Raw genomic sequence first — 20,383 nt, 5'->3', positions numbered from 1 at the left:
GAGCGTGAACACTTCGCTTAGGGCACAGCAGCAAAGCGATTTTACCCTGGACGATATGATGAATACGGACGGACGGCCGGAGTACGAGAATTTTACCGATGAAGTGTACCGGGAACGTTCGGGAGCTATGTACCGGGAAGATCCGGAAGTGATAGCCTTGCAGGAACAGTTAAGGCAGAACCAGAGAGCCGACAGTCTGAAAGCGGCCGCAGCCATGAAACGGAGAACGGCGAAAGCCCGGCCGAAAAAGGAAACGCCGAAGAAGGAAGAGCCTGAAAGGACAGTAGGACGTTTCTTTTCGGGGGAAGAACCGGAGAACAAGGGAAACACGATAGAGGCCATTGTGTCGGGCGATCAGAAGATCACGAACGGGAGCGTGATAAAACTTGTCACGCTCCAAGAAATGCAACTGCCCGGCGGCATGGTGATTAACAAGGGGACGGCCGTTTTCGGGGTGGTGAAGCTCGCACAGGACAGGATCAATATAACGGTTGAATCCGTCCGGATCGGGAACAGCATCTATGAGATGCAAAAGACCGTGTACGACAGGGACGGACTGCCCGGTATATATGTGCCCTTGAACATCAAGGCGGAAGCGACAAAGGAGGCGGCCGACGAGGTGGTTAGCGATATGAACGTTACCTCTTACGGGACGGACGTTCTAAGTACGGGGGTTAATGCGGTGAGCAATGCGGCAAAGAGCGTGTTCCGGAAGAAGAACAACCAGGTCGTTGTCACCGTGAAGTCGAACTATAAACTATATCTGAAATGAAAGCTATTTGTTCTTTTATCCTGGCGTTGGCCGTTTCCTCGGCCGGGGCGCAGATCCGCCCGGTGGAAAGCCTGCCTATCGCAGTGAATTATTCCAAGACGATACATCTTGTATTCCCCTCGGCCGTGAAGTATAACCAGGCCGTTACGGACTTCGTGGCCGTCGATAACCCGGAGAGCGTGCCTAATATCTTGCGCATAAAGGCCAACCGGAAAAGTTTCAGCAAGCAGACGACCGTCAGCGTGGCGACCGAGGGAGGTTTTTTCTATTCGTTTAACGTGACCTATGCCGACAGCCTGGAGCATACGAACTATTTCCTGCCCGATATGTCGAGCATACGGCCGGACACTATCTATCTGAATGAGGTGTCGCAAACGCACCTGATCGCACCGGAAAAGGTGATTTATATAGATTACGGCGATACCTGCATACAGGTAAGCAAGGCCGAGAATACCGAGAATATCGTGCGAATGATCGCAGCCACGGGAAAGGTGGAGGAATTTCCCAGGCAGACAAACGTGTCGCTGGCGACCGAAGGGGGGAAGTTCTACACGTTCAACGTGGATTATCGGCAGCAGCCGGAGGCGTTCGTCTATGAGATAGGGGAGAAACGGCCGGAGAAAAAGGCGAACGTGATCCTGACCGACAACATTATCCCGGCCGGGGAAAGGGATCAGGTCATGAGCCGGGTATATAACGCAAAAAGGGGGATATTCAACAAGGGGATCGTTCGCAACAAGATCGTTTTCTCCGTGAACAACCTGCATATATATGATAACTTGCTCCTGTTTACCTTTGAGATCGAGAACAAAAGCAAACTGCCTTATGATATAGATTATATCCGGTATTACATCATCGACAAGAAAACGGCCAAGCTGACCGCATCCCAGGAAGTGGATCAGCAGGCTTTGTTCTCGGAGAATTATTCGCCCAGGATAGAGGGGAACGGCCGGATGAAATACGTGATCGCTTTCGATAAGTTCACCATTCCGGACGAGAAAGTTTTCCGTATCGAGATCAACGAGAAGAACGGAGGCCGTCACGTTCTTTTTGACCTGGAGAACAGCGACATCGTGAATGTGGAGGATATTTAGCCTTGCGATCCTTGCGCTGATCCCTGTCGGCCGGGTGGGGGCGCAGGACAAACGTTCGCTGATCGTGGAGGTGTTGCAGACCGCAGGGGATTACGGGGACATCGCCCCGGTGTGGGGGATCGTCCAAAAGGACGGGGATATTTACCGTTTCGTCCCCTCTGTCGCACCCCTGAAAGAGAAATACCGGATCTCCGACCGTTACGGCTACCGGACGCATCCGATAAGCGGTGAAAGGCAGTTTCACGCAGGCCTGGATATGGCGGCGGTGTATGCGGCTACCGTACACGCCGCAGCCAGTGGGACGGTGACGTTCGCAGGTGAAACGCCCGGATATGGGAAAACGGTAGTCGTTACGCACCGTTTCGGATTTCAGACCAGATACGCACATCTGACACTCATTTACACCCGGAAAGGTGCGAAGGTGGAAAAGGGGGACGTGATCGGGTTCGTGGGAAGCACCGGGATAAGTACCGGGAATCATTTGCATTATGAGGTGATAAAAAACCAAAAGAGAATAAACCCTTTAAATTTCATTTATGGAACTAAGTAATGAATTGAAAGTAGAAAGGATCAGGCTAAGCCTGACGGCGAAAAGCGTTGCCGAGGAAATGGGGATCAGCCGCCAGCAGCTTTGCAACATCGAGCAGTCGGAAACCGCCCCCGTGGTGGTGAAATACATCGCTTTTCTAAGGAGCAAAGGGGTGGATCTGAACGCTCTGTTTGACCGTATTATCGTGAACAAATAAAATAAATCGTATGAGAAAATTAGTTACCGCCTTGTGCGCTTTGGTCTTTTTGTCGTCTTGCGACGACGAACTGAAACTTGTCAGCCGGGATTTTTCCGTGACGCTGAAAAGTATAGACGGCAATACGGCCGTAGTGGGGAAGCCCATTAATTGCACCCTTACGATCTCGGATCTCGATCCGGACAACGGGGATCAGATATTGACACGCTTTGAGGTCAGGGACGGGGACGGCGTTATCCTGGTGGATAACAACGAATACAGCCCCGGAGAAACGTTTGAATATGATTTCAAGGCAAACAATCGGCTGGATTTCGATTTTATCCCGGCAACCGAGGGAGAGGCGTATATCGTCATGGGGGTAGCCAGCGAACTGGTGACACGATCCGACAGCATCAAACTGAAAGTTTCCAGCCCGGAGATAAACATACGTTTCCAGAACGTGCCGGATCTTATGCTGGTATCGGAGGAAGCGGAATTTTATTTGCAGCTTGATACGGAACTTTACGGGGTGAAAGCGTCGGCCAGGTTCGTAAAGGGAAGCGGCCGGGTGTATATTTCCGGGTATGATGCGACAAGGGGCGAGGGCGTGGCACTGGAAAAAAACAACCTGGTGACGTTCCGGCCGGATGCGACCGGGCAGGCGGTGATCGAGTTTACCGTTTCAAGCCGTTACGGTCTGCCAGTGAAAGAGAATGTAACGATACAAGTAAATCAATGAGGTTATGAGAAAAATTGCCGTATTATCGCTCTTTTTGTGCCTGGTGGCCGTGTGCAGGGCACAATATATCGGAAGCCAGTATATGAACGTGAAGCTGGGCTATATCGTGGATGAAAGTCAGGTGCAGGGGACGTTCGGTTTTGGAAAGGTGTACAAGGCTTTCAAGGTGGGGGCAAACCTTAATTACCGGAATCTAAACCGGGATCTGGTAAAGGCAAACACCGTGACGGTCGGCCCGGAGCTGGCCTATTACGCCCTGAAAGGACGGAAATTCTCGCTCCTGGGGATCGCAGCCGGGACGATCGGCTACCAGAAAGCCAAGGCGAAAAGCGATCTTGTGTACCTGGAGAAAAGCAAGGCTTTCGTGTATGGGTACGAGGTCGGGATAAGGCCGGAAATGTTGCTAAGCCCGAAAGTGGCTCTTTTTGCCGAATACAGGTTTGAAATGTTGTTTAACTCCATTCTCCGGAATAACAACCATGTCGGCCTGGGGTGCGTGATCTATTTATAAACTTAAATAATTGAAGGTATGAGAAAGTATTTGTATTTGTCAGCCGTATGCGTGTGCATGGCATTGTGTTTCGTCGGTTGCAGCAAGGACGACGACGAACCGGGAGGAAAAGGGGCGATGTATGAGGTAACGATCGAGCAGTCGGGAGATTTCCGCAGCTTCATTAAGTCGGTCGTGGTAGTCGCCAACGGTACGCAGTTGAAAGACGGGGCGACGGGGGAAAGCCTCGCAAGCCCGGTGATTCTAAGCGATGAAGAACTGGCCGTCGAAAAGGTGACGTTAAGCACGACGGGAAAGGCGATCGAGTTTGCCGTTTCCGGTGGTGTCGTGGACGGAGAGGACGGCGTTGTGAACGAGCCGATGCAGTGGGTAGTGACCGTTTACAAAAACGGAAAGGAGATCGAGAAAAAGAGCCTTGTTTTCCGGGACGGGAAGGAGATAAGTACGGATGATCTTAATCTGTATTATAATTGACGTGACGGCCTGAATGTCCCCCGGATGAATGTTCGGGGGATTCTTTTTCTTTTGGGCGTTCCCGTGGGACGGTCGGGCTTTACGCTCCAAGTCCTCGCCTAAAGGCTGTGGGCTTTACTCTGCAATCCCTAACGCATGGCTGAAAACTCCTCTTGCCGGTGTTCTTCTTCATACAGCCTCATGCGTTCTTGTAATGCTTCTTTTAAATTGTCGCTTTTTTTCAGTCCGAGTTTGGCACGTATGTTCGCTCGTTGGCTGGTTATGTTTCCGCTACTCCGATGTAATAATTCGCATATTTGGCTGACGGTCTTGTCTTGCAGTATTAAACGGCAGATGTTTAATTCGGACGGGGATAAATAGGGATATATTCTCCTGATTGTATCAAGTTTACTTTTTTCCTTTTTCTGGTGTGCGGCAAGGGCTGTAAAAAGATTTTCTTTGGATTGTTCCCCTATTATGCTTAACAGGGAGTTTGTCTTTTCTTCCGGGTTATTCTCGCTTAACAACTCGGCGAACGCGAATAGTTCTTCCCTTTTCATTTGGAGACGTTTCAAAAGCATTTCCTCTTCCTCTTTTAGCAAGTTGCTACTTTTTAGCAAGCTGCTGATATTACTGTGTAAGGATCTTCCTAATAAGGGGATCATGGTGTATATGATGATGACCAAAGGCAGATAACTGTATAGGAACGGTTCGTCGGTGATAAGTGTGCAGATTGTATAGGAAGCTATGATAAGGGAGGACAATAGGATGGAGATATTACTCATATAGGCACAGATGGAAAGCATGGTAAATAAGAGAGAGATAGTAATGTTACTCATTATCAATGCTCTTTGATAACTATATTCATATCCGCTACATATTGAGCAATAAATTATCTCGATAAAAATCTCGATATGTATGGCTATCAGTATAATGGAAAAGGTCGTGGTCAGATTTACTCTCTTTTTAAAATAAGCGAGAGTGCACATAATGATAAACAGGAATAATACGCTGTTAATATAATAAAACTGTTCATTGGGAAATGGAACTGAATATATGTATATGGGTGCGCATAAGGCCAGCATGAGCAGGGATAGATGAAAGACACGTTTTTGTTGATACGTTATTATCATTTCGCTTTCTTTTTTGTCGTAAGTTTGAGTTTTTATTGAACTTAGAAAAGTAGCGGCTTTTGTGCTGAATTTCATAGTTTTATTGTTTTAAGTGTTATTAAGTATAATGTTTCCTGCAAAAATAACTGTTTTTTTTTTTTTTTGTATGTTTAAGTACTTTTCTTTATGATGTTAAGTGTTTTTAATTGTTGTGTAAGCGTGATTGGCTGCTGTGGTAAGTGTTGTAGCTGTTGTGTGGTTGTCTTTTTAAGTATTTATAAGTTTAAAATACTTGTTTTTTGCTTTGGAGGTTGGTTTATAGGTGCATATCTTTAGCGGTTGAAATTCAGGGGGGTGTAAAAGCCTGGGTTTGGATTGTCATATTAACAAATGATTAAATGACGAAAAGATGTTTTTTTATATTAAATGTGTATTGTTCGTGCTCGTGTTGAGTATAAGCGGAGAAATATCCGCTCAGGAGAAGCGTGATTCGGTAAGGATCTATTTTCATCAAGGAAAGGTAAATATAGATACATGTTTACTTGACAATGGGAACGAGATGGAGCGGTTTGCTAAAATCTGTTCCGCATTGAACGACTCCGTCCGTCTTATCAGGAAAATTCAAATAATAGGAGGAGCTTCCCCGGAAGGAGGGGGGCTGTTGAATGGAAGGCTGTCTGAAAAACGAGCAGAGGTTTTGTGGCGGTATATATCACCTTATATAAAGATTCCGGTATTGGAGAGGGATTTTCATTTTTCGGGAAGCGACTGGAACGGACTTATAACGATGGTGAGAGCGGATGTGAATGTTCCGGAGAGGGAGGATGTCCTTCGTTTGTTGGAGAAGATCGTCCGTTTGGAAAACCAGGACAGCCCTTATTTGGGGGGAGAACTGAAAAGACTGAAAGGGGGGAGGCCATACTCATATTTGTATAAATTCCATTTTCCGAAACTTCGTTCGTCGATGGTGAAAATATGCTATGATAGTGATCCGATAAATCCCGTCAGAGATACGGTATATATACATACACGTGATACGTTGTGCATCCGTGATACCGTTACCGTCATAGCTCCGGTAAAGAAACGGCCGTTTTGCATGGCGGTGAAAACAAACTTGCTTTATGACGCTGTTTTGATACCTGACATCGGGGTTGAGTTCTGTTTGGGGAAGAACTGGTCTGTGGCCGGGAATTGGATGTATGCCTGGTGGAAAAGTGATCGGAAGCATAATTATTGGCGTATCTATGGGGGAGATGTGGAGTTGCGCCGCTGGTTCGGTCGGAGAGCGGTGGAAAAACCGTTTTCCGGGCATCATGTCGGATTGTACGGGCAGATCGTCACCTATGATTTCGAATTGGGTGGGAAAGGTTACTTGGGGGATAAATGGAGTTACGGGGGAGGCGTGGCTTACGGCTACTCGTTACCTGTGGGACATCGGTTCAATGTGGATTTCACGTTGGGAATCGGCTACCTTGGAGGATTGTACAAGGAGTACATCCCTTTGGACGGTCACTATGTATGGCAGACCACTAAAAAACGCCGCTGGTTCGGCCCGACCAAGGCGGGTATCTCTTTGGTGTGGTTGATCGGGCGGGGGAATTATAGCCGGAAGAAAGGAGGCAGGCAGTGATACTGATACGCTTTAGTCTGGTGTTCATATTTTTATGGATGGGACTGACGGCTTGTGAGCATAAGGATTTATGTTACGATCATCCGCACTTTGCCACGGTGCGGGTAGTATTCGACTGGACCAAGATTTCCAATCATGACAAGCCTGAAGGCATGAGGGTCGTATTTTATCCGACCGATGATGAAAGCAACACGTGGATATTTGATTTCCCCGGAGGAGAGGATGGGGAAGTGGAGCTCCCCGAGAATGATTACCGGGTAATTTGCTTCAACTACGATACCGACGGGATGGTTTGGAAAGAAAACGGCAGTTACACGCTTTTTACTGCCGATACGCGTGATGTTCGGTCGCCGGATAACCGGACAATGGCCGTCACCCCACCCTGGCTGTGTGGCGACCATATAGACAGAGTTATCCTCAAGGACATTCCGGAAGGAAGCACGAAGATAATACGGCTAACTCCCGTAAACATGGTATGTCACTACACGTATGAGGTGAACGGAATTCGGGGACTGGACAGGGTGGCGGATTTGCGGGCCGCTCTTTCCGGCATGTCCGGCTCGCTTAACATGTCCGGCGACAGTTTGCCCGCCGATCTTTCGGAGAGCCTGCTCTTTGATGGAATGGTTTCACGGAATCAGATTATAGGCGGATTCTATACGTTTGGACATTCCGCACTTGAAGGAGAGCCCAATGTTTTCCGGCTGTATCTCAAGAACCGTTCAGGCAGCATGTCTGTATTGGAACAGGACGTGAGCGACCAAGTGCATGATGTCCCGGTAGCGGGGCATATCGGTGATGTGCATCTGGTGTTGAATTTTGATTATGAGGTACCATCCGAGCCGGGAAGTGGCGGTCCGGGATTTGATGTGGACGTTGATGATTGGGATGATGTGAATGTGGATATAGTGTTGTAATCGAGTTTTATTAATTATATTTATTAACAATTTTATTCATTTTATGAAAAAAAGTACAGTAATGCTTTGGGCAATCTTTGGAGTACTACTGATGAGTTGCTCAGAAGAGGAGATTGCGAATGTGGAAACCTCCTCACGAAATGCGATTGGTTTTAACGTGTTAAGTAATGCGGCGGAAACGAGGGCTACCCCTACTACCAACACCAACTTGAAGAACACCGATTTCGACGTGTTCGCTTTTACGGCGGATGGTACTGCCTTCATGGGAAAGGTCGACACGGAATTTGAACATGACGGAGTGAAGATCGTGTACAAAAATGGTAAGTGGGATTATGACAATGCGAGCGACCTTCGTTATTGGCCTACCGAGGCTTTGGACTTTTACGCGTTCAATCCCGGAACGGTTAGTGAAGACATGATGGCGTTTTATAGTTGGGAAACCACCAAGGATGTCCAAAAGATAAGTTATACCTGCATGGATGAGTATGGAAGCGGTACTACTCATGCAAACTACGACGTGATGTATGCCATGGCCAAAGGCCAGACAAAAGACATGAACAACGGAATAGTGAAATTTAATTTCAAACATATTCTGTCACAGGTCGTATTCAAAGCAAAGACCCAATACGATAACATGCAGGTGGACATCGACGTGATCAAGATTCATAATTTCAAATTTGCCGGCGCCTTCACATTGCCTGCGGCAGCCGATGGAACGGGAAATTGGAGTTCGTCTGATTTAGCATTTCCACACGCATTTACCGTAGTGAAAAACGCAAACATCACGGTCAATAGCAATACCGAAGCTACCGATATTACCACAAATACTCCTATGCTGAATATACCACAGGAGCTGACTGCTTGGAAAGTTTCCGAAACAGCCACCAAAAGCAAGTTGGAGGCCGATAATGCGAAGCAATGTTATCTGGAGATCGCCTGCAAAATCCGGCAGTCCGGAGCTTATCTGTTGGGTTCAGCAAGCGAATACAAAACAATTTATGTTCCGTTCGGAGATACATGGGAACAGGGCAAGCGTCATATCTACACGTTGATTTTCGGTGGTGGTTATGATGATCAGGGAGAGGCTGTGTTGAATCCGATCCGGTTTGATGCAGAGACAACAGGCTGGGTTGATGCAGATAAAGACGTAAACGTCCAACCTTAATCCAAACGTTTATTAATATCGTACCCGTTGGCAGGTTAAACATACGCAAGATTAACCCTGCCAACGGGTTTTTTATAGGGAATCGCATTTTCAATATACTTTTTGATGTGTAGGGGTGCTTTTTGCGTACCTTTTTCCTGGAGAATTTCTTTTGTGGAGTGTTTGCCCTGTATATTCCCGATACGCTGTTATAGCAGGGAACTGTTTTTATCCAAGTAGTCAGATATAGCCTCTTGCAATACCGATTTTAGCGAATCGCCTTTGCGGATCGCGATCAGCTTTAAGTTCTGGTGATAGGTTTCGTCCATGACAAAATTACAATGCACGGTTTTCGCTTTCTTCGGCTTTTGAGCCTCTTTTTGCCCGGCCGTGGATTGGATCAGGCTGTCTAATCCCCCGGTCAGCCCGGCCGACATACTGTTTTTTAAATCGTTCTTCTTTGCCATATGGTTACTTTATTTCTGTTAGCAGTTCGTTACATACCTTCTCGTAGTCCTCTGCCCCGGCAGATTTTGGGGCATAGTGAAAAATATCCTGCCCTTGTGTCGGGGCTTCGGCCAGCGTAATGGCGTTGCGTATATGGGTGCTGAACACTTTGCCCTGGAATGTTTCCTGTACCAGTTCCGAAACGCTCTTGTTCAGGTTCTTTCTTCCGTCGTACTGGGTTATCAGGACCCCGGCGATCGAAAGATCCGAGTTCAAACGTTGCTGCACCTTGTGGACGACCTGCATAAGTTTGGCCATTCCACGCATTGCCAGGAATTGAGCCTGAACCGGGATAATCAACCGATCCGAGGCCGTCAGTGCGTTAAGCGTGAGCAGCGACAGCGAGGGGGGGCAGTCGATCAGGATATAATCGAATTTTTCCTTTTGGCCCTTGATAAGGTGGGCTAAGATAAGTTCCCGCCCGGCCTCGTTGATTAACTCCGTTTCAACGGCCGAGAGATCCAGGCAGGAGGGAACGACTCTAAGACCGTCCTTATGCTCGTAGATCGGCAGGTCGTATTCGCCTTTCATCGCGCCGTAGATCGTTTGGGGAAGCTCCGCGGAGAAGCCCAGCGATTCGGTCAGGTTGGCCTGCCCGTCAAGGTCGATCAAAAGAACCTTGTACCCTTTTTGACGTAACGCACCGCCCAGGTTGATCGTGGTTGTGGTCTTTCCTACTCCCCCCTTGTGATTCAATACGGAGATTACTTTTGCTTTGCTCATAAATTCAGTTTTTTAAATGGTTGTCATGTCCGCAAATATAGTTAAAATACTAATATACTAAAATACTAAAAGTAGTATTTTCCGTTTTTTGCGTGTTTTTTGTGCCGATCGGGGAAGCGTACCGAAATAAATCCTGTTTCCGTCTTTCGGTACGTTTTGTTTCTGTACCGGAATTAATCAAAGATTAGAATAACCATAAATGTTTTTATACGTTAATCATACGTATGTATATATGTATATATTTGTTTTTGAGTATCTTTGTGTGCTATAAATAAAAAATAAAAGACATGAGCACTTATTCGTATAAAAATCCGAAGTTTATAAATTCCCCTAAAGGGGTGGTTGAAGTTGTAGAAGTGATTTATGACGGCAAAGATGATCCGGCCTATTCACTGGCTATTATTAAATGGGAAAATACCTATAAATTAGGTATTCGTTGGAACATCGCTTATAGTGAATGGGACGATTACCGCAAACAGAACGGGCAAGATGAATGTATAGGTAATCCACAGTCGAGAGGTATTCCCACCTGGTTTGTTTTGCCCGATGATATGATGTTTGGTGAGAAGTTCAGCGGTGCGATGCAGAGGCTTGATGAATTAAGAAAAGGTAAGTAAGCAATGGAACAGGGAGAAATCATATTATACCAGCCGGATGAAGCGGTCAAGTTGGAAGTGAGGTTGGAAGATGAAACCGTTTGGCTGACACAAGAACAAATAGCCGACTTGTTCGGGACTAAAAGGCCAGCTATTACCAAACATTTGAACAACATTTACAAAAGCGGCGAACTTGATATAGATAGCACATGTTCCATTTTGGAACATATGGGTAATGACGGCAAACAGAGATATACTACTAAATATTATAATCTTGATGCGATTCTGTCAATAGGATATCGGGTTAATAGCAAGAACGCAACCCTTTTTAGGAAATGGGCGAATAGTGTATTAAAGGATTATCTTTTAAAGGGGTATTCCATTAATAAACGTTTGTCAGAACTTGAAAGGACTGTCGCTCAACATACCGAGAAGATAGATTTTTTCGTGCGTACTGCCTTGCCCCCGGTCGAAGGCATTTTTTATAACGGCCAGATTTTCGATGCGTACAAGTTCGCCACCGATCTGGTAAAGTCGGCCAGGCGTTCGATCGTGCTTATCGACAACTATGTGGACGAAACGGTCTTGCTCATGTTGAGTAAACGCAGCGTCGGTGTCTCGGCCACCATTTACACACAGCGTATCACGCAGCAACTCCAACTTGATCTTGACAGGCATAACAGCCAGTACCCACCTATCGACATCAGGACGTACCGGGACAGTCACGACCGTTTCCTGATCGTTGATGAAACGGACGTGTACCATATCGGAGCCTCGTTAAAGGATCTGGGGAAAAAGATGTTCGCTTTCTCAAAGCTGGATATTCCGGCGGCTGTGATAACTGACCTGTTATAATATCCCTTGTCTATGAATGTGGTTATCTATTCACGTGTAAGCTCGCAGTCGGCCAGGCAATCGACCGAACGGCAGGTTGTCGATCTGGAGAGGTTCGCAGCCGGACGGGGGTACGAGGTGACGGCGGTCTTTGAGGAAAAGATAAGCGGACGAAAGGCCAATATCGAACGCCCGGTTTTAAGCCGTTGCCTGGAATACTGCACAGATCCGCAGAACCGGGTGGATATGCTGTTGCTGACCGAGATCTCACGCCTGGGGCGTTCCACCCTGGAGATACTAAAGGCACTCGATACGCTGCACACGCATAAAATATGCGTGTATATCCAAAACTTGAACCTGGAAACATTACGGCCGGACAAGACGGTAAACCCCTTGTCCTCTCTGATTACTACCCTATTGGGGGAACTGGCCGCAATCGAACGCCAGGGGATCATTGACCGCCTTAATAGCGGACGGGAGTTGTACATCCAGAAAGGGGGCAGGCTGGGACGGAAGCCGGGAAGCCGGAAAACGGCCGAACAGAGGAAAGAGGAATACCGGGAGGCGATCGCCTTGTTGAAGAAAGGCTACTCGATCCGGAACGTGGCGAAGCTCACGGGAAAGGCCGTTTCGACGATACAACAAGTAAAAAAAGACTTCATTAATAGCTGATTATCGGAACAAATATTGTATTTTTGCAACAAATACGAGTAAATGCACGTAATTAAAAACGAGTATTTGCGCGTGCCTAAAAACGAGTATTTGCACGAAAATAATCAGAATCTAAATAAAAACGGTTATGGCAACAATGGCGGAGAAAATGGCGGCTTCACTGGAGGAATTAAGAAAGCTCCAGGAGAAAGACCGCTGTGTCGTCCTGCAAGGGACGGCCGAGATAGGGAGGACGCATTTAACCCGGCTGTTGGATAACGGCTGGTTGCAGGAAGTAATGAAAGGCTGGTATATTGCGGCCAGGCCGGGAACAGAGGGGGATACGACGGTCTGGTACACCTCATTCTGGTATTTTATTGCGAAATATGCGGCCGTCCGGCTGGGGGAACGGTGGTGTTTGACGGCCGACCAGTCGTTGGATCTGTATTCGGGGAAAACGACCGTGCCCGTACAGGTGGTTATCAAATCGCCGAAAGGCCATAACAACACGCAAAAGCTGATGTATGATACCTCGCTTTTGGTGTTTCAAAGCGAGATCCCGGATCAGGTATATAAAGAGCCGGAATACGGCCTTAATCTCTATCCGCTTGCCGAAGCCCTGGTATATACCACGCCGAGATATTTCCAGGTGGAGAAGATCGCAGCCCGCACCTGCCTGGCCATGATACGGGACGCTGCCGATATATTAAAGGTACTGACGAAAAACGGGGCTTCGCTTCGTGCCGGAAGAATAGCCGGGGCGTTCCGGAACATCGGGAACAGCGAAATCGCCGACAGCATCGTTTCCACGATGCGGGGGTTCGGGTATGACGTGAGAGAAGAAGATCCGTTCGAGGATCAGCCACGAACGCCCCTTGTTTATGAGGTGTCGCCTTACGTCACACGCTTGCGCCTGATGTGGGAGAACATGAGGGATAAGGTTGTAGAACTGTTTCCCGAAGCCCCTGGAAAGATTGATGACGTGGAGGGGTATTTGAGATCCGTCGATGAAAAGTATTCGGAGGACGCTTATCATTCTCTCTCGATCGAGGGATATAGGGTTTCCCCGGAACTGATCGAGAAAGTGCGTGTCGGGAACTGGAAGCCGGAGGAAGAAGATAAGGAGCATAAAAACGCACTGGTGGCACGTGGGTATTACCAGGCGTTCCAGGCTGTCAGGGGGACGATCGCCGATATACTGAAAGGAAAGAACGCAGGGGAAGCGGTAAGGGCGGATCATCCGGTCTGGTATATGCAGATGTGGATGCCGTTCGTTACGGTGGGGATCTTGCAAAGGGAGGATCTTGTGGGTTATCGTACCGGGCAGGTCTATATACGGGGATCGCAACATATCCCGTTGAACCCGAAAGCGGTCAGGGACGCTATGCCCGTCCTTTTCGATCTCTTGAAGAATGAGCCGCACCCGGCGGTAAGGGCTGTCTTGGGACACTTCTTTTTCGTGTATATTCACCCCTATATGGACGGGAACGGGAGAATGGGACGGTTCGTCTTGAACGCCATGCTTGCGTCTGGAGGCTATAACTGGACGGTTGTTCCGGTGGAGCGTAGAAAAGAATATATGAAAGCGTTGGAAAAGGCCAGCGTGGAGGGGGATATTTCGGAGTTTACGAAAGTAATCGCATCATTGGTCAAGTAATGATATTTATAATAATGACAATATGAAATCAACGGAATATATCGAATGGGATAAACTGGAGCAGATCCCGTTCTGCCTTTGCCGGATCGCGGAGGATGAAGAAAACCAGGAAATAGATGTTTATTATCTGGATAAACGGGTTTGCCATGATTACGATCATGTGGGGCATTATTTTCGTACTGCGATAATCATGTTTAGAAGGATCAGGAACATAACGGCCGATTGGGTGAACCTCAAAAACCTTTGGTTGCTAAGGGACTGTATCAGGGAGAATTTTAATCATGGCCTGGAGGTGGACGATCTGATCTTCGGGGAAACATTCGACGGTGAGGATCCGGAAACTATAAAGCCGCTAACCAAAGAACGGCTGTTCAAGATTAAAAAGGTGATTCAGGAAAAAGATCCATACGCTACCGTATAGGGGGGGAGTATATAAAAACAAAACCCTGGAGTTTGTCTTGCGACAGGGACAACAGGGGATTACTACGCAAATATAGGGAGTATATCTCGTTTATACAAGGATTTTATGGCTTTTCTGGATTGATTTTAAAAAGAATAGAGGCTTGTTCCCTGGAATGTAGTATTTACTACTTTTAGTATTTTAGTATATTAGTACGCTTTTCTTTTGGAGGATTTGGGCGTTCCCGTAAACGGTCGGGCTTTCCGCCTCCAAGTCCTCGCCTAAAGGCTGTGGGCTTTCCACTGCAATCCCTAACGCATGAATACACCCACCCACCCGATTAAGGTAGGCTATTTCCGGATAGAGCCGTTCGGTGAAGCCAGCCGGATAAAAGCCGCCTGACTTTTCACTGATCGGCACAATCCGGGTACTCCGGTAGCCGATTGTCGAACCCGGTTTTAACCCCCCTTTCAGGGGAGAGAGGTATTTTAGTTTTTCCGGCGTGGCCGCCTTGCGTTTACCTTGACCTTTGCAGACAAAAACCCCGGTCAAGGTAAACGCAAGATGACCACACCGACAGCCCCGAAAAACCAAAATGAGGTTGTCTTGATACAAAAACATCGGAATCTTAGGCATCCGCAAGGTTTTTTGGGGGGGAGAGGGTGCGAGGTGGGGAGTTTACTATCGGAAAAAATCAGGTAGTAAATACTAAATTTAGTATATACTAAAATACTACTTTTTCATATAATTATCTGATAAATAGTTAGTTAAATGTTGTTTAAATACTTGCATATCTCAAATAAAAGTGCTATATTAGAGGTATAGAAAAAGAGATAACAACCTTTAGAACTGGCTCACCCACCAGGATAAAGAACGGGGGACGTAGTTATGAAAACTGATTATTTCGACAAGGCAGCGCAACAGTTTGCAAATTTGATGATCGAGAAGATCCAGCAGGTAGAGGACAATTGGCAAAAGCCCTGGATCACCATTGCGGCGAATACACGCAATTTCTTTCCGCAGAACCTCACAGGACGCAGGTACGCCGGAGGTAACGCCTTTTTACTTCTTTTCCTTTGCGAGAAATTCCAGTACCAGACACCCGTATTTATGACATTCAACCAGGCGAAAGAGGCCGGGATCTCCGTGCTGAAAGGATCGAAATCGTTTCCGGTCTATTACTTCCTTTTCTACGTGTACCACAAGGAAACACGCAAGAAAATAACCTTTGAGGAATACAAGGCGTTAAGCCGGGAGCAGCAACAGGAATACAACGTTATACCGACCTATAAATATTACTCGGTCTTTAACCTGGATCAGACCAATTTTTCGGACGTGAGGCCGGAAGAATGGGAAGCGTTAAGGGAGAAGTTCAGAGGGGGACAGGCAGAGCAGCCCGACGGGACAACCGGAGAGGCGCACCCCGAAATAGACGCCATGCTGGAGGCGAAAAGCTGGTTTTGCCCGATACGGGAGCAGCAAGGCGACAGGGCTTTCTATTCTCCTTTAGCCGATTATATCGTAGTGCCGCTTCGCTCGCAGTTCGTCGATATGCAGAGCTTTTACGAAACGCTTCTGCATGAAATGGGACATTCCACGGGACACCCCACCCGATTGAACCGGGATCTTGCGCACCCGTTCGGATCAGAGGAATACGGCAAGGAGGAATTAACGGCCGAGTTCGCCGCAGCCCTGGCAGGAATGTTTTTCGGGATAGCCGAACATATACGCACTGAAAACGCAGCTTATCTGAAAAGCTGGATAAAGGCGATCCGGGAAGAACCCAAGTTCATTTTAAACGTACTGGCCGACGCTATGAAAATTGTCAAGATGATAGCCGGGAAACTGAATATCTCCGTAGAAAGCGAGGAAACGGCAGCAGATGAAGCGGAACAGGTGGCATGATACAAGGAAGATCCCCCGAAAGGGGGACAGCCTTTCGGGGGGAGTTCTTTTTGGCACTCGCCCCAAAAAGAACCAAAAAACGCTTTGCCGCTACACTCCGTTTCGCTTTCATAGCTCTGATAATGCGTTTTTTGATTGGATAGATATATATTTGTAGATAAAATAATGTAATATGAACAAACCGAAGATTATACAGATTATTGATGTTGTTTCCAATGCGATAGCAGGAAACCGTATCGACGAGGATTTTATAAAGAGTTGTATTTACGGAAAAGTGGATGCGGAACTGTATGCGCATCTTTTAGGCAAATACAGGGGGTATGACGGGGATTTCTTTCAGTTTTATTTGGGGACGGACGATCGGATAAACCGGGCTTTGCTGGAGAACCTGGGGATTAAGGTCGAACCCGACAAATATCCGGACTATGATAGCCGGATTGTTGCGCAGGTCGTCCAGGGAAAGAAAAGGTTTGATATTTATCCTTTCGAGTTGGAAGCCTTTAACAGATATGCCATGTTTGGCAATAATAATGCGCTTTCATGCCTGAAAGGGATTTCCCCGACAGCCGGGCAGACCGTCCGGGAAAACGGTATTAACGAGTATGGAAACGCCTTGAATTGGTCGCTGTTCTGGATAAAGGCAAATCCGGAGGACAAAGCCCTGTTAGTGGATCACGTTTTGAATATCCCCGAACGATGATAGCGGAATATTTCATTTACCGGAGAAAGGGGGATAAAGAGCCGTTTATCTCCCTGGGGGAAATGCCGCAATACGGGTTAAGGCCGAAACAGAAGTTTACCGGGAAAAAACTTAAAATAGAGGTGATCCGCAGGCTTTCCGGTGTGGAAATCGAGCAGACGGCCACCACTCCGCAGATAAACGCCTATATCGAGGCGAATATCTATGATACCGAACGTTGGCCGGAGTACCGGAAGTTATACCGACAGGTGGCCGGAGAGGTGGAAACCGTGGCCGACATCTTTACGCTCCAGTATATTTTAGTGGCCGAACTGGAGGATCAGACCAGGACGGGAAAGGACTGCCAGCCGCAGCCGACAGATCCGAAAGACGAGAGGCTGATACACCTAATCCGGTGCGAGCTTATGGGTGAACCCCTGGAAATGTACAAGACGATGATAAACCCGATCATCGCCTTAAAGAAACGTTTCGTTTGATACTACATCTACTAAAAATAGTAGATACTACTTTTAGTATTTTAGTTCGTACGCTCAATCCTGGGAGAAAAACTAATCGGGATATTCATTGAGTTCCCGGTATGCCTTAGCTAACTCTTCTTGGGTGTGACGTTTGAACTTTTTACGGCTTATGATGAAAGGCAACCTCTGATTCATTTCATTCTCGTACTCGTCCAGGAGATGTTTACCCCTTCCGGTAAGGACGACATGGGTACGGTCGTCGGAAAAGCGGATCTCTTTTAAATCTTCCATTGTATCTAATATACGGAGGATGATTTTCTCGTAAATGGGGGTACGCAGTAACGGGTGTGCGAGCATGGGGGAATTGTATTTTATATCGAAATTCTCGATGATCTCCGTCTGCACTTCCTCTATATGCTTGGGAAGTGCTTTTCCCAGCGTGTAGTAAACAGCTATCTGAAAGTCTTTGTAATTTGGAAACATGGGCGTATATGGTTTATTGGGAACGTGGATATTTTTAATATTTCCGTTCCGGGATTCTTCGGTCGAAAGATAAAAAAATCTCTCGAATAATCTTTGGGATAGATGCGCTTTTTTTAGTAAATACTAAAAATAGTATTTTTGTAATGCGCATTACAGTAGTGTATTTTGTAAACGTAACGTGTACTTATTCAAGTATTTTAGTAAAATGGGTATCTTTTATATCCGGTTATACTAATATTAGTATTTTAGTATTTTTGTAATGTACATTACAAAAATATCCGTATCTTTGCATTCAGATTGAAAAACAAAAGGCTTATGATAACGACGATCCAGTTTAAGACGTTGGACGACTTGTATCAGTTTTACAACGACGCAATTTTTAACGGTGAGCTTTCGGAATGTATCGTGAATATGTCCCGTCACGGTGGGGCGTTCGGCTTTTTCGCCGCCAACCGTTGGAGAGGGGACGGGCAGGAAAAAAAGGTCGTTCACGAGATCAGCATCAACCCCGATTTTATGAACCGGGAAGATCGGGACTGGCATTCTACCCTGGTACATGAAATGTGCCATTTGTGGCAGGAGGATTTCGGCAGGCCGAGCCGGGGAGGGTATCATAATTCGCAATGGGCTGACAAGATGATCCAGGTCGGACTGATGCCGTCCGACACCGGGGAGGCCGGAGGCAAAAGGACAGGCCAGAGCATTACGCATTATATCATTCCGGGAGGGAAGTTCGAGCAGGTTTTCAATACGCTAAGCCGGGAGGATCTGCAAAACTTGCGGCTTAGGTACAAGCCGACTTTGGCGGCCGTACCTACCCGGCCGATCCGCATCGCCGGAAGCGACGGGGACGAAACGGAAGAACCGGAAGATCCGGACGAGGGGGAGAGCAAAAGCGGAAAGCGGAAGAAATACACCTGTGGGTGCGGCTGTAACGTGTGGGGAAAATCCGGGCTGGTGTTAAGGTGCGGACTGTGCGACACTGATTTTACGGAACAATAGGAAACAGTGCAAAGGTCAGAAGCCCCCAGTAAAAACCCCGCCGGAGGCAGATTTCAAGCATACTCGTTTTACTAAAATACTAAGATAAGTCTATACTAATCTTAGTATTTTAGTATTATTGTAATGTGCATTACAATATAGGGGTATATGAAAAAGTGGGGATGTCGTAATACGTCAATTCGCCCCACTTTTAAGGCTTGACGTGCAATAGCCGTCAGCCCCCAGACGGACGGGAACCACCCCGGCCGCACACAAATATAGAAAATCTTCCGGATTTAACCAAACAGGTCGGGATCTTTCTTTTTCCCCCTGGCCTTGATACCGAAATCCTCACGCAGCATCTTTGCCAGTGAATTTTGTGCGTGGGCTGTACTCATTTCACCGCTGCAAACCTTATCGTCGTAATATGCACAACGGTCGTACACGTCTTTCAGCCGTCCGCTTTCCAGGATCTTGTCGAGTGCCCTTACCGGGGTGTTGTCGCTCGGATAGCTTAAAGCACCGTAAACCCAACGGTAAACGAACGAGTATTGTTGTTGCTGGTCGCCTCGCAGTTCTTGGGGATTTCTCGCATGGATGAACAGGATAATCGTGTCGGCTTTCGGTTTTTGCCCCTTTTTAGGCGTTTTGCAGATGAATTTGTAATCGAACCATACATCGGCCTCGCTTTCCTTGATTCGTGTCTGTGCAGGCCTTAAAACCTTTTGGTCGATCTGTGCATTCGAGTAGGAGGCCGGGATCTCCAGGTCTTTGCAGAATTGGTCGATCGAGTAATAATACTCCCGTCTGTCCCGTTGGCTGCAAATGATCTTGTAGAGCCGCTTGGTGTAATTGCCCCGGAGGGTTAAGGCGATGTTCTTCCCGTACCTTGTACCGCCGACACCCGTACCGTAGTAGAGCAGGAAAGGGATCGCCCAGGGGTTGAGCGTCAGGGCTACCCGGTTTGTGCCTTTGATGTTGTGTACCGTCGTTATCACCACCCCGAACGTTTCCACCGTCTGGTGGATATTGGGATGCACCCAGCGAAAGGAAAAGTTTTTCCGCATCATGGCGATAGCCTCTTTCAGAACTTTGCTCTTGTTGTTCTTCCCCCCGGCTTCGTCGCATTTGATCTCGACGACAGGCTGGTTAAAGAGGTCTTTAGGCAGTTGTTTTTCCCTGGTCATGTGTTGCTGGATCTGGTCGCTTATGAGCGTCAGGAGGTTTTCTTGCCACTCGGTCACAGAGTACTGGCCGAATGTTACGTTATTCGGCTGGATTAACATTACTTCTTCCTCCGTAGGAGGAATATAGAGGGTGATGTCGTTGGTCGCCATAGGCTTTTTTTTTTGAGTTCGGGACAAAGTTAAAGAAATAAAAGATACCGCCAA

Annotated in this window: 25 protein-coding genes; 19 read left to right on the top strand and 6 right to left on the bottom strand. The window is 47.2% G+C overall.

Annotated features, from left to right (window positions below; genetic code table 11):
• Nucleotides 1–55: 55 nt before the first annotated feature.
• Genes traM through INE92_RS26105 form a run of 7 tightly spaced genes read left to right on the top strand, consistent with a single transcriptional unit; the run spans nt 56 to nt 4,315 of the window.
• A complete protein-coding gene (gene traM / locus INE92_RS26135) occupies nt 56–772 on the top strand; it encodes a conjugative transposon protein TraM (protein WP_225659886.1) in 717 nt (238 codons plus the stop codon).
• Nucleotides 769–1,866 (top strand): conjugative transposon protein TraN, encoded by a 1,098-nt coding sequence (traN, locus tag INE92_RS26130; protein WP_005842179.1) that lies wholly within the window; start codon nt 769–771, stop codon nt 1,864–1,866. Before traM ends, traN begins: the two co-directional genes overlap by 4 nt.
• Nucleotides 1,850–2,416 carry a M23 family metallopeptidase gene (locus INE92_RS26125; RefSeq protein ID WP_007659497.1) on the top strand — a complete coding sequence of 189 codons (567 nt, stop codon included), beginning with the start codon at nt 1,850–1,852 and terminating at the stop codon, nt 2,414–2,416. The genes traN and INE92_RS26125 overlap by 17 nt, the downstream gene beginning before the upstream one ends.
• Nucleotides 2,403–2,612, top strand: a complete 210-nt coding sequence (locus tag INE92_RS26120) for a helix-turn-helix transcriptional regulator (RefSeq protein WP_005842174.1) — start codon at nt 2,403–2,405, stop codon at nt 2,610–2,612. Before INE92_RS26125 ends, INE92_RS26120 begins: the two co-directional genes overlap by 14 nt.
• A gap of 31 nt (nt 2,613–2,643) precedes the next feature.
• Entirely contained in the window at nt 2,644–3,330 is a 687-nt protein-coding gene (locus INE92_RS26115) for a hypothetical protein (protein ID WP_229095222.1), read from the top strand.
• A 4-nt stretch (nt 3,331–3,334) separates the two neighbouring features.
• A complete protein-coding gene (locus INE92_RS26110; RefSeq protein ID WP_005842170.1) occupies nt 3,335–3,841 on the top strand; it encodes a conjugal transfer protein TraO in 507 nt (168 codons plus the stop codon).
• Between the two features lie 18 nt (nt 3,842–3,859).
• Entirely contained in the window at nt 3,860–4,315 is a 456-nt protein-coding gene (locus INE92_RS26105; RefSeq protein ID WP_007659490.1) for a DUF4425 family protein, read from the top strand.
• 128 nt (nt 4,316–4,443) lie between these two features.
• Here the strand turns inward: INE92_RS26105 and INE92_RS26100 are convergent, their stop codons facing one another.
• Nucleotides 4,444–5,502: a helix-turn-helix domain-containing protein gene (locus INE92_RS26100; protein ID WP_212702092.1), complete on the bottom strand. Its 1,059-nt coding sequence runs from the start codon at nt 5,500–5,502 to the stop codon at nt 4,444–4,446.
• 313 nt (nt 5,503–5,815) lie between these two features.
• Between INE92_RS26100 and INE92_RS26095 the strand changes: the two genes are divergently transcribed.
• Genes INE92_RS26095 through INE92_RS26085 form a run of 3 tightly spaced genes read left to right on the top strand, consistent with a single transcriptional unit; the run spans nt 5,816 to nt 9,118 of the window.
• Nucleotides 5,816–7,036: a DUF3575 domain-containing protein gene (locus tag INE92_RS26095; protein ID WP_212702090.1), complete on the top strand. Its 1,221-nt coding sequence runs from the start codon at nt 5,816–5,818 to the stop codon at nt 7,034–7,036.
• Nucleotides 7,033–7,953 carry a DUF5119 domain-containing protein gene (locus INE92_RS26090; protein WP_195305769.1) on the top strand — a complete coding sequence of 307 codons (921 nt, stop codon included), beginning with the start codon at nt 7,033–7,035 and terminating at the stop codon, nt 7,951–7,953. The genes INE92_RS26095 and INE92_RS26090 overlap by 4 nt, the downstream gene beginning before the upstream one ends.
• A 43-nt stretch (nt 7,954–7,996) precedes the next feature.
• A complete protein-coding gene (locus INE92_RS26085) occupies nt 7,997–9,118 on the top strand; it encodes a fimbrillin family protein (RefSeq protein ID WP_212702089.1) in 1,122 nt (373 codons plus the stop codon).
• Between the two features lie 188 nt (nt 9,119–9,306).
• Here INE92_RS26085 and INE92_RS26080 read toward each other — a convergent pair whose 3' ends face one another.
• Nucleotides 9,307–9,564 (bottom strand): hypothetical protein, encoded by a 258-nt coding sequence (locus INE92_RS26080; RefSeq protein ID WP_005648607.1) that lies wholly within the window; start codon nt 9,562–9,564, stop codon nt 9,307–9,309.
• Nucleotides 9,565–9,568: 4 nt separating this feature from the next.
• Nucleotides 9,569–10,327, bottom strand: a complete 759-nt coding sequence (locus tag INE92_RS26075; protein ID WP_005842209.1) for a ParA family protein — start codon at nt 10,325–10,327, stop codon at nt 9,569–9,571.
• Between the two features lie 287 nt (nt 10,328–10,614).
• Between INE92_RS26075 and INE92_RS26070 the strand changes: the two genes are divergently transcribed.
• From INE92_RS26070 to INE92_RS26050, 5 genes are all read left to right on the top strand, one after another.
• Nucleotides 10,615–10,944 (top strand): hypothetical protein, encoded by a 330-nt coding sequence (locus tag INE92_RS26070; protein ID WP_004327465.1) that lies wholly within the window; start codon nt 10,615–10,617, stop codon nt 10,942–10,944.
• Between the two features lie 3 nt (nt 10,945–10,947).
• Nucleotides 10,948–11,778 carry a virulence RhuM family protein gene (locus tag INE92_RS26065; protein WP_005648596.1) on the top strand — a complete coding sequence of 277 codons (831 nt, stop codon included), beginning with the start codon at nt 10,948–10,950 and terminating at the stop codon, nt 11,776–11,778.
• Between the two features lie 12 nt (nt 11,779–11,790).
• Nucleotides 11,791–12,429 carry a recombinase family protein gene (locus tag INE92_RS26060; RefSeq protein WP_005648594.1) on the top strand — a complete coding sequence of 213 codons (639 nt, stop codon included), beginning with the start codon at nt 11,791–11,793 and terminating at the stop codon, nt 12,427–12,429.
• Between the two features lie 127 nt (nt 12,430–12,556).
• On the top strand, nt 12,557–14,065 hold the full coding sequence (locus INE92_RS26055) for a Fic family protein (protein WP_005648590.1): 1,509 nt from the start codon (nt 12,557–12,559) through the stop codon (nt 14,063–14,065).
• 22 nt (nt 14,066–14,087) lie between these two features.
• A complete protein-coding gene (locus tag INE92_RS26050; RefSeq protein WP_005648588.1) occupies nt 14,088–14,486 on the top strand; it encodes a hypothetical protein in 399 nt (132 codons plus the stop codon).
• Nucleotides 14,487–14,666: 180 nt separating this feature from the next.
• On the opposite strand, the gene INE92_RS26045 is transcribed toward INE92_RS26050, so the two are convergent.
• Nucleotides 14,667–15,017, bottom strand: coding sequence for a hypothetical protein (locus tag INE92_RS26045; RefSeq protein WP_212702088.1), 351 nt, complete (start codon nt 15,015–15,017; stop codon nt 14,667–14,669).
• A gap of 336 nt (nt 15,018–15,353) precedes the next feature.
• Between INE92_RS26045 and INE92_RS26040 the strand changes: the two genes are divergently transcribed.
• The 3 genes from INE92_RS26040 (at nt 15,354) to INE92_RS26030 (ending at nt 17,546) form a co-directional block, all read left to right on the top strand.
• A complete protein-coding gene (locus INE92_RS26040) occupies nt 15,354–16,370 on the top strand; it encodes an ArdC family protein (RefSeq protein WP_005648576.1) in 1,017 nt (338 codons plus the stop codon).
• A 172-nt stretch (nt 16,371–16,542) separates the two neighbouring features.
• Nucleotides 16,543–17,070: a hypothetical protein gene (locus INE92_RS26035; protein ID WP_005648574.1), complete on the top strand. Its 528-nt coding sequence runs from the start codon at nt 16,543–16,545 to the stop codon at nt 17,068–17,070.
• The gene (locus INE92_RS26030; RefSeq protein ID WP_225018426.1) at nt 16,989–17,546 is read left to right on the top strand and encodes a hypothetical protein; all 558 of its coding nucleotides are present in this window, start codon (nt 16,989–16,991) and stop codon (nt 17,544–17,546) included. Before INE92_RS26035 ends, INE92_RS26030 begins: the two co-directional genes overlap by 82 nt.
• Nucleotides 17,547–17,618: 72 nt before the next feature.
• On the opposite strand, the gene INE92_RS26025 is transcribed toward INE92_RS26030, so the two are convergent.
• Nucleotides 17,619–18,011 carry a hypothetical protein gene (locus INE92_RS26025; protein WP_005648570.1) on the bottom strand — a complete coding sequence of 131 codons (393 nt, stop codon included), beginning with the start codon at nt 18,009–18,011 and terminating at the stop codon, nt 17,619–17,621.
• Nucleotides 18,012–18,326: 315 nt separating this feature from the next.
• Here INE92_RS26025 and INE92_RS26020 point away from each other — a divergent pair, with 315 nt between their 5' ends.
• Complete coding sequence (locus tag INE92_RS26020) at nt 18,327–19,013, top strand: SprT-like domain-containing protein (RefSeq protein WP_005842205.1); 687 nt, start codon at nt 18,327–18,329, stop codon at nt 19,011–19,013.
• 275 nt (nt 19,014–19,288) lie between these two features.
• Here INE92_RS26020 and INE92_RS26015 read toward each other — a convergent pair whose 3' ends face one another.
• Entirely contained in the window at nt 19,289–20,329 is a 1,041-nt protein-coding gene (locus INE92_RS26015; RefSeq protein WP_005648610.1) for a replication initiation protein, read from the bottom strand.
• Nucleotides 20,330–20,383: the final 54 nt, after the last annotated feature.

Origin of the sequence: Bacteroides xylanisolvens (assembly GCF_018289135.1) — a bacterium.
Taxonomy (GTDB): domain Bacteria; phylum Bacteroidota; class Bacteroidia; order Bacteroidales; family Bacteroidaceae; genus Bacteroides; species Bacteroides xylanisolvens.
This window is presented reverse-complemented; position numbering and strand designations above follow the sequence as displayed.

Bases quoted from the DNA above. Each gene is read 5' to 3' on its own strand.
- traM (WP_225659886.1), top strand. From the start codon at position 56: ATGATGAATACGGACGGACGGCCGGAGTACGAGAATTTTACCGATGAA.
- traN (WP_005842179.1), top strand. From the start codon at position 769: ATGAAAGCTATTTGTTCTTTTATCCTGGCGTTGGCCGTTTCCTCGGCC.
- INE92_RS26125 (WP_007659497.1), top strand. From the start codon at position 1,850: ATGTGGAGGATATTTAGCCTTGCGATCCTTGCGCTGATCCCTGTCGGC.
- INE92_RS26120 (WP_005842174.1), top strand. From the start codon at position 2,403: ATGGAACTAAGTAATGAATTGAAAGTAGAAAGGATCAGGCTAAGCCTG.
- INE92_RS26110 (WP_005842170.1), top strand. From the start codon at position 3,335: ATGAGAAAAATTGCCGTATTATCGCTCTTTTTGTGCCTGGTGGCCGTG.
- INE92_RS26105 (WP_007659490.1), top strand. From the start codon at position 3,860: ATGAGAAAGTATTTGTATTTGTCAGCCGTATGCGTGTGCATGGCATTG.
- INE92_RS26100 (WP_212702092.1), bottom strand. From the start codon at position 5,502: ATGAAATTCAGCACAAAAGCCGCTACTTTTCTAAGTTCAATAAAAACT.
- INE92_RS26095 (WP_212702090.1), top strand. From the start codon at position 5,816: ATGTTTTTTTATATTAAATGTGTATTGTTCGTGCTCGTGTTGAGTATA.
- INE92_RS26085 (WP_212702089.1), top strand. From the start codon at position 7,997: ATGAAAAAAAGTACAGTAATGCTTTGGGCAATCTTTGGAGTACTACTG.
- INE92_RS26080 (WP_005648607.1), bottom strand. From the start codon at position 9,564: ATGGCAAAGAAGAACGATTTAAAAAACAGTATGTCGGCCGGGCTGACC.
- INE92_RS26075 (WP_005842209.1), bottom strand. From the start codon at position 10,327: ATGAGCAAAGCAAAAGTAATCTCCGTATTGAATCACAAGGGGGGAGTA.
- INE92_RS26070 (WP_004327465.1), top strand. From the start codon at position 10,615: ATGAGCACTTATTCGTATAAAAATCCGAAGTTTATAAATTCCCCTAAA.
- INE92_RS26065 (WP_005648596.1), top strand. From the start codon at position 10,948: ATGGAACAGGGAGAAATCATATTATACCAGCCGGATGAAGCGGTCAAG.
- INE92_RS26060 (WP_005648594.1), top strand. From the start codon at position 11,791: ATGAATGTGGTTATCTATTCACGTGTAAGCTCGCAGTCGGCCAGGCAA.
- INE92_RS26055 (WP_005648590.1), top strand. From the start codon at position 12,557: ATGGCAACAATGGCGGAGAAAATGGCGGCTTCACTGGAGGAATTAAGA.
- INE92_RS26050 (WP_005648588.1), top strand. From the start codon at position 14,088: ATGAAATCAACGGAATATATCGAATGGGATAAACTGGAGCAGATCCCG.
- INE92_RS26040 (WP_005648576.1), top strand. From the start codon at position 15,354: ATGAAAACTGATTATTTCGACAAGGCAGCGCAACAGTTTGCAAATTTG.
- INE92_RS26035 (WP_005648574.1), top strand. From the start codon at position 16,543: ATGAACAAACCGAAGATTATACAGATTATTGATGTTGTTTCCAATGCG.
- INE92_RS26025 (WP_005648570.1), bottom strand. From the start codon at position 18,011: ATGTTTCCAAATTACAAAGACTTTCAGATAGCTGTTTACTACACGCTG.
- INE92_RS26020 (WP_005842205.1), top strand. From the start codon at position 18,327: ATGATAACGACGATCCAGTTTAAGACGTTGGACGACTTGTATCAGTTT.
- INE92_RS26015 (WP_005648610.1), bottom strand. From the start codon at position 20,329: ATGGCGACCAACGACATCACCCTCTATATTCCTCCTACGGAGGAAGAA.